The sequence below is a fragment of the Pseudomonas sp. W17 genome (assembly GCF_040268305.1).
Taxonomy (GTDB): Bacteria; Pseudomonadota; Gammaproteobacteria; order Pseudomonadales; family Pseudomonadaceae; genus Aquipseudomonas; species Aquipseudomonas protegens.
Map to the genome: position 1 here is coordinate 2,980,601 of NZ_CP158490.1, position 14,538 is coordinate 2,995,138.

The 14,538-nt window shown below is 58.8% G+C and carries 9 protein-coding genes; 4 read left to right on the plus strand and 5 right to left on the minus strand.

Annotated elements, in window-relative coordinates; translation table 11 throughout:
- Positions 1-12 precede the first annotated feature (12 nt).
- From mexE to fdnG, 5 genes are all read right to left on the minus strand, one after another.
- Positions 13-1,260, minus strand: a complete 1,248-nt coding sequence (gene mexE, locus ABCR88_RS13935; RefSeq protein WP_011061523.1) for a multidrug efflux RND transporter periplasmic adaptor subunit MexE — start codon at positions 1,258-1,260, stop codon at positions 13-15.
- A 391-nt stretch (positions 1,261-1,651) separates the two neighbouring features.
- Positions 1,652-2,566 carry a formate dehydrogenase accessory protein FdhE gene (fdhE, locus tag ABCR88_RS13940; protein ID WP_350404736.1) on the minus strand — a complete coding sequence of 305 codons (915 nt, stop codon included), beginning with the start codon at positions 2,564-2,566 and terminating at the stop codon, positions 1,652-1,654.
- Positions 2,563-3,195 (minus strand): formate dehydrogenase subunit gamma, encoded by a 633-nt coding sequence (locus ABCR88_RS13945; RefSeq protein WP_015635778.1) that lies wholly within the window; start codon positions 3,193-3,195, stop codon positions 2,563-2,565. Before ABCR88_RS13945 ends, fdhE begins: the two co-directional genes overlap by 4 nt.
- Entirely contained in the window at positions 3,195-4,070 is an 876-nt protein-coding gene (fdxH, locus tag ABCR88_RS13950; RefSeq protein WP_269472982.1) for a formate dehydrogenase subunit beta, read from the minus strand. Before fdxH ends, ABCR88_RS13945 begins: the two co-directional genes overlap by 1 nt.
- Positions 4,071-4,089: 19 nt before the next feature.
- Complete coding sequence (gene fdnG / locus ABCR88_RS13955; RefSeq protein ID WP_350404738.1) at positions 4,090-7,140, minus strand: formate dehydrogenase-N subunit alpha; 3,051 nt, start codon at positions 7,138-7,140, stop codon at positions 4,090-4,092.
- 850 nt (positions 7,141-7,990) lie between these two features.
- Here fdnG and ABCR88_RS13960 point away from each other — a divergent pair.
- The 4 genes from ABCR88_RS13960 to ABCR88_RS13975 all read left to right on the plus strand — a co-directional run bounded on the left by ABCR88_RS13960 (position 7,991) and on the right by ABCR88_RS13975 (position 14,380).
- Positions 7,991-8,131 carry a DUF4113 domain-containing protein gene (locus ABCR88_RS13960; protein ID WP_236188322.1) on the plus strand — a complete coding sequence of 47 codons (141 nt, stop codon included), beginning with the start codon at positions 7,991-7,993 and terminating at the stop codon, positions 8,129-8,131.
- Positions 8,132-8,230: 99 nt separating this feature from the next.
- Positions 8,231-9,553, plus strand: a complete 1,323-nt coding sequence (locus ABCR88_RS13965) for a hypothetical protein (RefSeq protein ID WP_096134201.1) — start codon at positions 8,231-8,233, stop codon at positions 9,551-9,553.
- 645 nt (positions 9,554-10,198) lie between these two features.
- The gene (locus ABCR88_RS13970; protein WP_236188321.1) at positions 10,199-13,138 is read left to right on the plus strand and encodes a DEAD/DEAH box helicase family protein; all 2,940 of its coding nucleotides are present in this window, start codon (positions 10,199-10,201) and stop codon (positions 13,136-13,138) included.
- 117 nt (positions 13,139-13,255) lie between these two features.
- Complete coding sequence (locus ABCR88_RS13975; protein WP_236188320.1) at positions 13,256-14,380, plus strand: DUF4062 domain-containing protein; 1,125 nt, start codon at positions 13,256-13,258, stop codon at positions 14,378-14,380.
- Positions 14,381-14,538: the final 158 nt, after the last annotated feature.

The window sequence follows — 14,538 nt, forward strand, 5'->3', positions numbered from 1 at the left end:
GAGAGTCGTCCCTTAACCGCGCGGTGTCGCAGCGGCGAGTTTCACAGCCGGAGCCGCCTTGGCAGGGGTGACCTGCGGCAGGTTGCTGGCTTCCAGTGCTTGGCGTTGTTGGGCCAGGGCGGCGAGGGTTTCCTTGCTGGCCATGGGGATCACTTCAGGCGTGACCGGTGCGCCGGGACGTGCCCGCTGCAAGCCCTTGACGATGATGGTGTCGTCCTTGCTCAGACCGTTGCGCACGATGCGCAGGCCTTCGATCTTCGGCCCCAGTTCCACGGCGCGGTAGGCCGGCTTGTTGTCGGCGTCCATCACCAGCACGAACTTCTTGCCCAGGTCGGTGCCCACGGCTTCGTCGTTGATCAGCATCGCCGAGTAGGTGCCACTGCCCACCAGTTTCAGGCGCGCATAGAGGCCCGGGGTGTAGCTGCCGTCGCTGTTGTCGAACACCGCACGGCCACGGATGGTGCCGGTCTTGGGGTTGACCTGGTTGTCGACGAAGTTCATCTGCCCCAGGTGCGGGTGGCCTTCTTCATTGGACAGGCCCAGGTACACCGGGGTGGTCTGGCCGCGCTGGCCCTGGCGGGCGAGCTGGGTGTACTTGAGGTACACGCGCTCGTCGGCGTCGAAGTAGGCGTAGACCTTGTCGGTGGAGACCAGGCTGGTGAGCGGGGTGACATCGGCGGTCACCAGGTTGCCGGCGGTGATCTGCGCGCGGCTGACCCGGCCGCTGATGGGCGCCACCACCCGGGTGAAACTCAGGTTGAGCTTGGCCACGTCCAACTGGGCCTGGATCGCATCGACCCCGGCCCGGGCTTCCTGGGCGGCGCTGGTGCGGGTGTCGGCCAGCTCGGCGGAAATTGCGTTGCTGGTCAGCAGGCGCTGGCCGCGCTGGGCTTCGTTGGCACTGCGGGTCGCGGTGGCCCGAGCCTGTTGCAGCTGCGCTTCGAGGCGGCGTACTTCAGCCTGGAAAGGCCGTGGGTCGATCTGGAACAGCAGGTCGCCTTTCTTCACCAGGGCGCCTTCGGTGAAGGCTACCTGATCGATCTGGCCCGAGACCCGAGGCCGGATCTCGACGGTTTCCGGGGCTTCCAGGCGCCCGGTGAATTCATCCCATTCGTTGACCGGCTGTTCCAGCACCTTGGCCACGCTGACTTTGGCAGCGGGCGGGGCGGAGGCGGTCTCAGGGGCTTTGCCGCATGCGCTCATCACCAGCACGGCGAGAACGGCGAGTGGAAAACGTAGGAGTTTGACTGACTGGTCCATGGTGCATCCGCCACTGTATTTGAGATGGGCGGATGATGCTCGGCAGGGTTGTATCTCACGAATCGAATGAAGCGAAGGTAACTATCATTCGGAATGATATAAGCGCCAAGCAAGCCCTCTAGCATGCACCTTTCGTTAGGCTGCTATCAATTCCCTGGCGTGCAATTAGTTATTGCGGCTGACGCAATATTGGCCGGTGCTACCGGAGTCGACTGGCCCGCGAAAAGGGCCTTTCGACGCCCGGGTGCTTTCGTTGGCAAGCCCATTTCTACGAGGCTTTTGGGTGCTGGGATCACCGATTCCTCCGATATCAGTTGCTGTCCAGCCTGGGGCTGGGGCAGCGCAGACCTTCGAGCTAGCCGCTTCGGTGGATTTCTCGGGCCGCCAGACGTCATGCCTGGCCGGGAAACAGGAACGGGTTGATGCTGCTGCGCGCGAAGCCTTCAGCCTCAAGCCCGGCATCCAGGGCCAAGGACGCGAGATCGTCGGCCACCGGCTCCAGCGTCTGATCGTGTGGGTAATAGAACACCTTCAGGTAGCTCTGGCAGTCTCCACAGCTCTCGGCCTTGACCGCGCTGTCCTGGTGCTCCAGCGACCAGTAGTGCAGTTGGCCGGTGCCTTCGCAGTTGCTGCATTTTGCTCGCACCATGTGCCAGCGGCTCTCGCATAATCCGCAGTGCAGGTAACGCAGGCCGGCGCGCTTGCCGCTGAGGATCACGCTGGCCACCGGCGCGCTGCAGCACACCGGGCAATGCTGGCGCTGTTCTCCCACCTGGGCCTGGGCAGTCACCGGCAGGGCGCTGGCCAGTTGGCTGAAATACAGGCTCAGGGCCGCCCAGAAAAACAGCGCCTGGCCGCTGTCTACCTGAAGGTAATGCCCCAGCAGCAACTGCTCGGCACAGGCTTCACGCTGCTCGGCGGGCATGCCGCCGATGGCGTCCAGGGCCTTGGTCAGCGGGGCGCTGGCGTCCCTGCGCAGGTGCTCGATCAGTTGCTCAAGGGCCGCTTGCCAATAGGCCGAGCGCGGCAGGCGCTGCACATCCAGCGGCGCGCCATCACCGATCCGCGCCACCAGCGCCTGCAACTCCTCGGCCGCCACCGGCGAATGCTCGAATATCGCCTGTTGCGCCTCGGCCACCCGCGCGGCAAACCGCAGGTAGTCGGCCTGCTCGTGACCTTCGGCCAGTTGGCGCAGGCGCGCTGCGCGCCGGCTGAAGTGCTGGCGCAGGTCCGGCAGCAACAAGGCGCTGATTTCTTCCACGCCGCCACTGGTGGGCTCCAGTGGGGTTAGCTTGATGCTGCTCATTTCTTCTCACTCTTGGAAATCTGCTGGTACCAGCGGTCATGGTGCGAGCGGGCCCAACTGCGCGATACGTAGCCGGTGACCATGCCGCGGATCGAACCCTTGACCCAGAACGCCAGGTAGGCGTGACCGATGATCAGCAGCATCAGCGAGATCCCGGCCAGGGCATGGGTGAGCAGGGCGATGCGAATCAGGGGAATGCTGAAGTACTGGGCGAACCACGGCCGCCAGATCACCACGCCGCTGAGCAGCAACAGGCTGATCAGGCCCATGATTCCCCAGAACAGGATCTTCTGCCCGGCGTTGTACTTGCCAATCTGCAGCGGTTGGCTGTGGTCCCCCGAGAGCACCGTCTTGAGGTTGCGAAACCAGATCGCGTCCTGGCGTTCCGGCAGGTTGTGCTTCACAAAACGCACGAACAGGAACATCAGCAGCAGGAACACCACCGTTCCCAGAAACGGGTGCAGGATGCGCGCCAGCTGCGGTGTGCCGAACACGCCGTTGAGCCAGTTCAGCGACGGGAAGAACCACGACAGCCCCGACAACGCCACCATGAAGAAGCAGATGACCATGAACCAGTGGCTGGCGCGCTCGATAAAGCGGGTACGCAGGATCAGCTTGTTCTTGTTCATCACGGGTTCTCCTTGAGGTCTTCTTCGACTTCGTTCGGGCCGACGCCGATGTAGTGGAATACCGTACCGGCCAAGGTGGCGAAGAAAGCCACGGCGGCCGCCGGCTTGAGCCAGCCTTTCCAGCCTTCGATCGCGCTGCTGATGCGCGGGTCAGGGTTGAGCTTGTGGTACAGCTGCGGCTGGTCGGCGTGTTGCAGCACGTAGAACACATGGGTTCCGCCCACCGCTTGCGGGTCGTAGATCCCCGCGCCGGCAAAGCCGCGGCCCTGCAGTTCGGTGACCCGTTCTGCGGCCTGCACCAGCATGTCGGCCTTGCTGCCGAAGTTGATCGCCCCGGTGGGGCAGGTCTTCACGCAAGCCGGCTCCTGGCCCACCGTGACCCGGTCAACGCACAGGGTGCACTTGTAAGCCTTGTTGTCCTTCTTGCTGATGCGCGGCACGTCGAACGGGCAGCCGGCGACGCAGTAGCCGCAACCTATGCAGTGCTCGGACTGGAAGTCGACGATGCCGTTGGCGTACTGGATGATCGCTCCCGGTTGCGGGCAGGCTTTCAGGCAGCCAGGGTCGGCACAGTGCATGCAGCCGTCCTTGCGGATCAGCCATTCGAGCTTGCCGGCTTCGTTCTCGTGCTCGTCGAAACGCATCAGGGTCCAGGTGTCGGCGCTGAGGTCGGCGGGGTTGTCGTAGACCCCGACGTTGTGGCCGACTTCGTCGCGCAGGTCGTTCCATTCGTTGCACGCCACCTGGCACGCCTTGCAGCCGATGCAGATGCTGACGTCGATCAGCTTGGCCACTTCGGCCTGGTGATCGCGGGCCCGCGGCGCCGGGGTGAAGGCGTTGGTGGCCGAACGGCGGATGATGTCTTGGGATTGCATGGACATGTCAGTTGCTCCGTCAGGCCTTTTCCACGTTCACCAGGAACGCTTTGTATTCCGGGGTGTTGGTGTTGGAATCGCCGACGCCCGGGGTCAGGGTATTGGCCAGGAAGCCCTTGCGGGTTGCACCTTCGTAGCCCCAGTGGCAAGGAATGCCGATGGTATCGACCGGCTGGCCGTCGATCTGCAGGCGGCGGATGCGTTTGGTCACCACCGCCTTGGCCTTGATGTAGCCGCGCTTGGTGCTGACGCGCACCAGGTCGCCCTGGACGATGCCTTTTTCCTGGGCCAGCACTTCGCCAATCTCGATGAACTGTTCCGGCTGGATAATCGCGTTGAGCCGGGAGTGCTTGGTCCAGTGGCGGAACAGTTCAGTGATCGAATAGGTAGTGGCCACGTAGGGGAATTCCTCGCGGCTGCCCATGCGCGTTCGGTCACTGTCGTACAGCCGCGCCGTGGGGCTCTTGCTGACGTTGGGGTGCAGCGGGTTGTGCGCCAGCGGGCTTTCGGTGGGCTCGTAGTGCTCGGGAAACGGGCCGTCGTTCATGGCGCCCACCGAGAACAGCCGGCCCAGGCCCTCGGGGAGCATGATGAACGGGTTGGCCTGGGTGCCCGGCGCCAGGTTGACCGGGAAGTCCGGCACATCGATGCCGCTCCAGCGACTGCCGTCCCAGCCGATGATCTTGCGTTGCGCATCCCAGGGGTTGCCTTGCGGGTCGGCCGATGCGCGGTTGTAGAGAATCCGCCGGTTCTGCGGCCAGGCCCAGGCCCAGCCCGGGGTGCAGCCCAGGCCGCTGTCGGCGTTGTCGCGACGGGCCATCTGGTTGCCGGCCTCGGTCCAGGAACCGGCGAATATCCAGTTGAAGCAGGCGGTGCTGCCGTCGTCGCGCAGTTGGCCGAAGTTGTCCAGCAACTGGCCCTTGCGCAGGATCAGGTTGCCCTGGTCATCACGCACGTCGGCCAGGGCGTAGCCGTTGGATTGCTTGGCCACTTCCTCGGGAGCGGGGTCGTAGGGGGCGCGGTAGTCCCAGGCCATATTCAGCACCTGCTCGGGGCAGGCGCCGCCTTCGCTGCGGTACAGCTCGCGTAGTTTCATGAACAGGTGGCCGAGGATCTTGCCGTCGTGCCAGGCCTCGCCGGGTGGCGCAGCGCCGGCCCAGTGCCACTGCAGCCAGCGCCCGGAGTTGACGATCGAGCCGTTTTCCTCGGCAAAGCAGCTCGAGGGCAGGCGGAACACTTCGGTCTGGATCTGCGCCGGGTCGACATCGTTGGACTCGCCGTGGTTCTGCCAGAAGCTCGAAGTCTCGGTGGCCAGCGGGTCGATGATCACCAGGAACTTGAGCTTGGCCAGCGCCGCGGCGGCCTTGTTCTTGTCCGGGAAGGCGGCAATCGGGTTGAAGCCCTGGGCGATGTAGCCGTTGACCTTGCCTTCATACATGCGGTTGGAGAAGTTCAGTACGTCGTAGCTCTCGTCCCACTTGGGCAGCCAGTCGAAGCCCCATTGATTGTCACGGGTGGCCTTGTCGCCGTACAGGCTCTTCATCAGGCTGATAAAGAACTTGGGGGTGTTCTGGTAGTAGTTGACCTGGCCGGGCAGTTGGGCGTTTGGGGTCGTTTCCTTGAGGTAGGTCGCCAGGCTGGCCTGGTTGTCGGACGGCAGGTTCATGTAGCCCGGCAGGCGCTGCGAGAGCAGGCCAAGGTCGGTGTAGCCCTGGATATTGGAGTGCCCGCGCAGAGCATTGACGCCGCCGCCAGCCATGCCGATGTTGCCCAGCAGCAGCTGGATCATGCCCGAGCCGCGGATCATCTGGGCGCCGGTGGTGTGGTGTGTCCAGCCCAGGGCATAGAGGAAGGTCGCGGTCTTGTCCGGCACGCTGGTGCTGGCCATGATCTCGCAAATCTCCAGGAAGTCGGCCTGGGGCGTACCGCAGATCTGGCTGACCCGCTCCGGGGTGTAGCGGCTGACATGCTGCTTGAGCAGGTTGAGCACGCAGCGCGGGTGGCTCAGGCTCAGGTCGCGGCGGGCGTGACCTTGTTCGTCCAGCTCGTAGGCCCAGGAGCTGCGGTCGTAGCGCCGAGCCTTGGCGTCGTAGCCGCTGAACAGGCCGTCATCGAAGCGGTAGTCGCTGCGCACGATCAACGAGGCGTTGGTGTAGGCGCGCACGTATTCATGCTGGATGCGATCGTTGCTGAGCAGGTAGTTGACCATGCCCATGAGGAAGGTCACGTCGGAACCGGCGCGCACCGGCGAGTAGATATCCGCCACCGCGGCGCTGCGGTTGAAGCGCGGATCCACCACGATGACCTTGGCGCCATTGCGGATCTTGGCCTCGATCACCCACTTGAACCCCACCGGATGCGCCTCGGCCGGGTTGCCGCCCATGATCAGCACCACGTTGGCGTTCTTGATGTCGACCCAGTTGTTGGTCATGGCGCCACGGCCGAAGGTCGGGGCCAGCGCCGAGACCGTCGGCGCGTGGCAGACCCGGGCCTGGCTGTCGGTGCCGAGGATGCCCAGGGCGCGGGTGAAGCGCTGGTCGAGCGAGCCGGTCTCGCTGCTGGCGGCCGACGAGCAGAGCATGCCGGTGGACAGCCAGCGATTGACCGTGACGCCCTTGGCGTTTTTCTCGATGAAGTTGGCGTCGCGGTCGTCCTTCATCAACCGCGCGATGCGTTCGATGGCGTAATCCCAGCTGACCCGCTGCCATTGGTCCGAGCCCGGGGCGCGGTACTCGGGGTACAGCAAGCGTTGCTCACTGTGGATGTAGTCGACCAGGCCGGCGCCTTTGGGGCACAGCGAGCCGCGGCTCACCGGGTGGTCAGGGTCGCCTTCGATATGGAAGATCCGCGCCTTGGCGTTCTTTGCGCCATCGCCCAGGCTGTACATCAGGATGCCGCAACCGACCGAGCAGTAGGTGCAGTTGTTGCGGGTTTCCCTGGCGCGCAGCAGTTTGTACTGGCGCGACTGGCTGGCATTGGCCGTGGTGGGCGCGAAGCCCAGGGATACGGCGGTGGTGGCCACGGCACCGGCTGTACAAAGTTTAAAGAACTGTCTTCTGCCAAGTGTCATGACGCATTCCTTATGCAGGCATTTTTCAATCACGGGTGATCAGGCAAGGTGGCAAGGGCCACTCTTTTAATGGGGGGCACAACGCGTGTGGAATAGAACGGCAAGTCTTGTGCTGATTCTGCTGTGTGCCGGCGATTTTATGGCCCGCTTGCGTAGGCGGCTAATAGGCTGGGTCGATGGTCTGATAGGTCTTGTCGATGAAGGTGCTGAACGCTTCGAATAACCCGTCGAAGTATTGATCTGGATCAAAAAATGGCCGCCAAAACAGACTGTTGGCGTTACGCAATACGACCAAAGTCACTGCCGGGCACGACTAAAGTTTTCTCGGGGCGGGTGGTGAAAGGGCTCAAGGCGTGGGGGTGGCCGTCTGCAGACTCCTTGAGGGGCAGGGCAGGTGCGCGACCCTGCTGGGCAGGACAGGGCAGAGCATCTGTCCAAGGGTGTCCTACGTGGTACAGGGCCGCGGAGTCTGGGGGCGTTTCGGTAGATCAGTGAGCCGTTGGGGAAGGCTCAGAGGCTGTCGGGGTCGCCGAAAAACATTTTGACATGGCTCTAGGACGGTTATTTCAGATCGAAAAAAAAGAGTTGTGCCCCCATTTGTGCCCCCACTTGCATCGGCTGTGCTAGCGATCGTGAATGGCGATTCCTGATAAACACCAGTGTGGCTTTGGCTAGCTTTCAGTGTACGCCCTGAAGTCAGTATTTAATGTTCTTGTGACAGTCCTCATCCTGCTTCGGCGTTGCGTTGCAGTATTTTTATGCTGCAATGCGTCGGCAGCAGCCCGGCGAGTTCACAGGAGACCTATTCGCTCAGACTCAGCCCGGACGTAACGGTAACGCGATACGGACGATGGATGCCATCAACGCACGCTGTGGGAGAGGCACGGTGCGCTCTGGAATCGTACCTGCCGAGCCTGGTCGTGGAATGAGCCGTGAGTTGATGAGCAGGAATTTCACCTTGCACCTGGATCAACTGTGGAGCGTCAATTGAAGGTGACGGCGTCTCGGACTTCCTTATACTACTCAGCCCCAAGGCTGCCATGGCGACTCGTGGGCGGCCGTTCAAAAGGCGTTACACAAGGACATTGAAATGCACGAGGAAGCCGCCGAAGTAAAAGCAAAACTGCTCGTAGAAATAGAGAAGGATCGTAGCTCTATCAACGAGCAGATTGGACGGATAAAGGCCGAGCTCGACGCTCCGGCTGTTCCTGAGGACGACGATAGTCGTACTCAAGAGCAGCGATATCGCAAACGTGCGTTGGAGTACTTTCTCCAGAAGAACGAGGCTGCGGCGGCCGAAATTGACGAGTACATCAAGGTTCAACTCGAGAACGCTTCGCTCAGTCTCGCGATTCAATGGAGACCTGAGGGAGAGAAGATGTTTGGCCTCGGGTCACTCATGGGCTTGAGGCCGCCGAGTCTCGATGATGCCCTCACCTATAGCTATCGGTTCCGTAATCGGAAAACCCGAAACTTCGATCCCGATCTCCTGGAGGAAATGGATTTTCGCTTCCTGTCGCTACCTGTACCTACGTACTACGAAAACATCGACCAAATCCGGGCGTACTACAAGGACCGGGAGGTGAGCGATGACTACTACCAGGTAGCCGATTGGTACATCGAGGACAGCATCATTCCGAGGTTCTTGGAGGCTGGCCGTAACGACATTCATGTTGCTGGCAAGGGCGATCTCGTAGAGCACATCGTCGAGCGCTTCAAGGAACGTGATTACATTTCGTTGTCGTTCATCCTGCCGCCGTTTATCGAGGGGACCATTCACGGCATCTGCCAGACGCTTGGCTTGAAGGAGTCGATGAGTGAGAGAGCTGCTCTCAATCAACTGCTCAAGACGATTCAGAAGCACACCGATCTAATCGGCATGGAGTACCTCCTCTTCATCATGCCAATTCGTCGCAATCGCATTGCCCATGGTCGGGATCTGTACGCCAGCTATCGGGAGGTCGCAGTGAGCTTCATGCTTGATCTTGACCTGCTTCTGGTGCTTGCCAAGCGAAGTGATCTTCCGCTGAATGGTCTTCTGGATGTGTTGCGGCAGCCGACAATAAAGAAGGTCAAAAAGATCTTCACCATGGGAATCGAACAGCATCACGCCCGGCTCGAGTCCGAATGCAGGGCGTTGGGCCAGTGGATCAACACGGATGAGTTCTGGAGCCAACTGGATAAGCAACTCACACAAACGGATGTCGAGTCCAAGGAAACCCAGCGCTTTGTGAGCAAGCTCGAATATCATTCGGTTTTGTTTGGCGATGATGATGTCGCTTCGCAGATCAAGGCGCGTGGTAAGGAGTTTCTGCGTACCTTGCCCGCTGCACGCCAGCGTCTGCTGGAAGATTCAGAAAAGAGAGCGCGCATGCTCGAGTCGCTCAAAGCCAGGCTTGATCGTCACGATTGAACCTCGCCCTCATTGCGCTTTGGTTTTCTCGATCTCTTGCAGGCGGTCACGCACGGTATTGCCTTCGTAGGCTCCTCGAGCGCCCGCCGCACGAGCACCGTGGCGCTGGAAGATCATCTTCGGTGAGTTGGAGGTGCGTGTCTCACTCGTCAGTCGTGGAGATGGGGCAGGCTTTCTCCGTTCGCAATCCAGTACTTTTGAGATGTTTGAGCATGCATTTGAGGCGGTGCTATGGGCGGAGTCAAGAGAATGATGGAAGAGGACATGGAGCGAGGTTTCTCGCGAGTCGAGGACAGTTTTGTGTGCTTACGCTGCGTCGAAGATGACGGCCTCAAAGCTTTCATCAAGGATAATTCGGTGAGAGGGACCTGCAGCTATTGCAATGGAAACCGACGCGTCGCTGACATGAATGACGTGATTGAGCTATCGCGAATGACGTTTTCTGACGGAGACCAGGGTGGATTGGGGGGGCATTTTACCTCCATCTCAGATTTGCGTGTTTCGCATCGATCGTCGGTTGGTGAAGGCAGAGAGAGTGGTGGGTATGACCGCAAATTTTCAGGGTACACCTGAACTGATGTTCACTGATAGCATGTGGCCATTGAATAATCAGCGCTGATTTTCACATTCAATTTGGTGAACGCAATGGTCGATGCTACAGGGAAGTACTTAGACGTATATCAAAGCTGGCAGCAACACCTCTTCAACTTCAACCTGGCAGTCCGGGATACGAATACGCCGGGCTTGCGTAAGCCTCAGCTTGCCGCCCTATACGCTTCACTGGGCCACCTGGTAATGTCTCCGGCCACGACGGCAACGATCGTGATGCCAACGGGTACCGGCAAGACCGATACCATGCTTGGTCTGCTTATCGCAGGGCGGTTGGCAAGGACATTGGTGCTCGTCCCGTCAGATGCCTTGCGTTCCCAGCTTGTCGAAAAATGCCTCGGGCTGAAAAAACTTCGGGAGATCGGTGCTGTTTCTGCCACAGCACTTAACCCTGTGGTTAGGGCGATCGGCTCAGGAGTGTCGGCTGAAAATGTCCAACAGTTTGCCGAGGCGAATGTAATTGTCGCTACTCCGCAAGCATTGCAGCGATTCGACACAGAGTCGCTCCAAGCCTTGGCTGAGCTCTGCAGCCACCTGATCATCGACGAAACCCATCATGTGGCTGCCATGACATGGGGGCGGGTGAAAACCGCGTTTAAAGAGAAGCCATGCCTGCAGTTCACTGCTACGCCTTTCAGGGAGGACAATCAGCCCCTCGAAGGCAAGATTATCTACAACTACCCGTTGAAGGATGCGCAGATCGATGGCTACTTCAAGTCGATCGAATTTCACCCAGTGCGCGAATACAACCTTGAGTTGGCTGACCAAGTGGTTGCTGATAAGGCGGTAGAGTTGTTGCGAGGTGATCGAGAGCAAGGCTTTAACCACCTACTGATGGTACGCGCACGATCGCAAAAACGTGCTGAAGCCCTGTTTGAGCTCTACAAAAAGCATGAAGACCTCTCACCCATTCTCATCCACAGCAAGGTGCCGAATCGGGTCAAGCTGCTGGGTGAAATTGTCGAGAAGAAATACAAGATCATCGTATGCGTGGACATGCTGGGCGAAGGCTTCGACCTGCCAGAGCTGAAAATCGCGGCTATTCACGACCAGCATCGCAGTCCGGCCGTCACGCTACAGTTCATCGGTCGGCTTACCCGGGTTGATGACACGCTCGGCGATGCCAAATTCGTCTCAAACATTGCCAACCAGAAAGTCGATTACCAGATGGCAGTGCTTTACAAGGAAAGTGCCGACTGGAGCGCCGTGATTCGAGATGTGAGCCAAGACAAGATCGCCCGCGAAATAGAAAAAGAGACATTCACTGAACAGTTCCCGGATGATGCCGACTCCGAGGAGATCTTCGGGTTGAACCCAAACCCCAAGATCAGTGCGATCGCCTACCATGTGGAGCGCGGTCATTGGCGGCCAGAGAAAGCGAATCACTTCTCCCAGAAAAAAGAACCGCTGCAGTTCCTTTCTATCAACGACGATTCAGACACCATCATCATGGTGACCCGGCGAGAAACACCCGTCGGATGGGCTCAGACCTCGGCGATTGTGGATACGAACTGGATTCTGTACCTGGCGTACTACCACGCGCCCGACGAGACGCTCTTCATTCACTCCTCTGGTGATGAGTCGCAAGCGACGCGTTTTTTGAATTTGATTGCAAAGGATGCCAGGCGAATCAACGGCGAGCCTACCTTCCGAACCCTGCACGACATCAAGCTCATGAAGTTGCAGAACGTCGGGCTGTCCAGGACACGCAAGGATCTGAGGTTCACGATGCACGTCGGGCGGGACATCAATACCGTCATCAGTGAAATCGAGAACGGCACGGCGAAAAAGTCCAACATCTTCGCAACGGGCTATGAAGATGGACAGCGCACCACCGTTGGCTGCTCTCACAAAGGGAAGATCTGGGAGATGAACTCTTCCAGCATCATTTACTGGATTGAGTGGTGCAAGCGCGCCTCACAGAAACTCAACAATGCCACGATCAATCCTTCTGAAGTGCTCAAGGATGTGATTCGCTCGGAGAAGATTGAGGGAGCTTGGCCAACTGGACTCTTCTATGCTGATTGGCCTGAGTCCATTGCGATCGAAAACGAGCAGAAAATCTCGCTGGCGTTCAATGGTGAGATCTTCAACCTGCTTGATGTCGAGCTTGGCAAGCCTCGGAGAACTGACGATCTGACACTAGAAGTGCCCGTCATCGCCATAGCAGCAGATGGCACGGAGTGTCAGCTTCCTGACATCGCGATACGGTTACTGAACGACAGCTACAAAGTCTCCTGCCCTGGGGTGAAGATCATTTTCGCTGAAGAGAGCTCGTTAGAGCAGTACCTGGATGCGAACCCCTTGGTCCTGCTAGCAGTGGACGGTTCGATGGTCGAGGGCAATTATCGGTTTTACACACCCAATAGTTTGGACTTGAAGCTTCCGATAGCGCTGATTGAAGCTTGGGACTGGGGGACCACTCAGATCCACAGCGAATCCATGAGAGCAGCTCGTAACATGGACACCGTCCAAGGGTTCACCTACAGCCGAATCGAGGACGACTATGCATTCATTTTCAACGATGATGGCTCAGGTGAGATTGCGGATTTGGTAGCAATCAAAGAGAGCAAGGACGCAATCTTTGTTGACCTTTACCATTGCAAGTATTGCCCCCAAAAAGATGGCGAGGCTCGACCTGGCGCTCGTGTGAACGATGTCTACGAGGTCTGCGGCCAGGCCTCACGATCGGTGAAGTGGCTGCACACCGAGGAAAAATTCTTCAATCGATTGATGGGTCGGTACCAGCAATCGCTGCCGAGAGGATTCGACAGAATCCTCAAGGGTGACCCAATGGATTTGGAGCTGCTTCGCAACAAGTGCCACGACCACGAGATGATTTTCAGATTTGTGATCGTACAGCCTGCCATTTCAGCAGCGAAAATCTCCGTTGATCAGCTTGCTGTCCTCGGCACCAGTTATTCCTACATTAAGAATGTATCTGGTTCAGATGTCCGGGTCGTAACCAGTGCATAACAGAAAGGTGGGGCATCACGTTGCCTCCGGCTTCTTGGCCGGGTGAGTTTGGAGATAAGGCGGGAAGGTATTCATCGATAAGAATTTTGAGGCCTCGGAATTGGGGCAGGAGCAGGGATGGCCCAGTCAAAGAGAATCAAAGTAATGTTGTCAAGTCGTTGTAACGACCACTTTCCCGCGGACAGCGATCAAACGCTCAGCAATATCCGAGAGCAACTCAAGCGGGAGATAGAAGGCACGAAGCTGTTTGGCAAGCAGGTGTTTGAAGTCTGGATTAACGAAGATGCACCTCCCGCGGATGGCATGCAAGATAGTTGGGATGCCTGTTTGCAGGCGGTCAGGGATTGCGATGTGCTGCTGGTGCTGTCCAATGGCAATGCCGGTTGGGCTAGTAGTGACGGCGACATCGGTATCTGCCACGCGGAGTATATGGAGGGACTCGCCACCGCTCGAGGGAAGGTGCGCTTCATCGCTATGCCAAATATCCCGGCATGCGATGGCCGGGTAGCTGAGGCTGCACGTAATCAGCGCTTCCAGGCTTTTATTGCACAACAGACACCCTTCAGGGGGGGAATGGTCTCAACCGCTGAGCAGTTACGTACCCGTGTTCAGGAAGCGCTTCTGGATGCGTTGGTTGTTCTGACCCAGCGTGGAGTAACCGCTGCAGCTTCGAGTCGATTCGATATGGGCCAGGCGCTCGATTGGACACGGATGGACTTTCGTCAGCGCAAACGAGCGATGGAAACGGTGTTACTGCAGGCGCTCAATGGTGGCAAAGTCCCTGCTAGCGAAGCGTTCGCCTTTGTTCCAATTGCAGGAGTGAATATCGCTGTGCTTGTCCATGCAATCCCGGCTGCATTCACGGTCGCTGCTGCGCGTGAGCTGGTGGGTAAGCCTTTTCTGCGTGACCATGAGCATGCTGATCTATTGAAAGGTGCAGAAGGACCGTTGCATTTGATCGCCTGTCACCGTGGAGCGACGGAGACTCAGGCCACTGCGTTGTTAGGCTTTCCTGATGCTACGGTTGTCAGCGGTTCCTTCGGTATTTTTGTCGCTGATGATGTACAGAAAGTACAGTTTGCCTTCCTGGCCAACTGTCGCGATGCGTCGCAAACGCGCCATGCGCTCCAGCGTTTTAGGGAATGGTTGGATCAAACAGGTGAAGCGAAAATTCTGGCCAAGAGAGCCGCTTCACGCGCCAAGATTGTCAAAGTTATTGCCGCCGAACTTGAAGGGAGATAACAGGGATTGTTATTGCCAGCGCAAGATTGACCCAGTTACCGACATTTCACTGACCCAGGCTCCTACCTTGTGAACCATTACCAATGTTGGATTTTTGCCGATTGGTGTTGGGTCAGCGTGGCACCGGCCAGTGGGTTAATTCGTCGTTAGCGCCAACA

Excerpts from the sequence above, each read along its gene's own strand:
- mexE (WP_011061523.1), bottom strand. The coding sequence starts at position 1,260 with ATGGACCAGTCAGTCAAACTCCTACGTTTTCCACTCGCCGTTCTCGCC.
- fdhE (WP_350404736.1), bottom strand. The coding sequence starts at position 2,566 with ATGAGCAGCATCAAGCTAACCCCACTGGAGCCCACCAGTGGCGGCGTG.
- ABCR88_RS13945 (WP_015635778.1), bottom strand. The coding sequence starts at position 3,195 with ATGAACAAGAACAAGCTGATCCTGCGTACCCGCTTTATCGAGCGCGCC.
- fdxH (WP_269472982.1), bottom strand. The coding sequence starts at position 4,070 with ATGCAATCCCAAGACATCATCCGCCGTTCGGCCACCAACGCCTTCACC.
- fdnG (WP_350404738.1), bottom strand. The coding sequence starts at position 7,140 with ATGACACTTGGCAGAAGACAGTTCTTTAAACTTTGTACAGCCGGTGCC.
- ABCR88_RS13960 (WP_236188322.1), top strand. The coding sequence starts at position 7,991 with ATGGATGCCATCAACGCACGCTGTGGGAGAGGCACGGTGCGCTCTGGA.
- ABCR88_RS13965 (WP_096134201.1), top strand. The coding sequence starts at position 8,231 with ATGCACGAGGAAGCCGCCGAAGTAAAAGCAAAACTGCTCGTAGAAATA.
- ABCR88_RS13970 (WP_236188321.1), top strand. The coding sequence starts at position 10,199 with ATGGTCGATGCTACAGGGAAGTACTTAGACGTATATCAAAGCTGGCAG.
- ABCR88_RS13975 (WP_236188320.1), top strand. The coding sequence starts at position 13,256 with ATGGCCCAGTCAAAGAGAATCAAAGTAATGTTGTCAAGTCGTTGTAAC.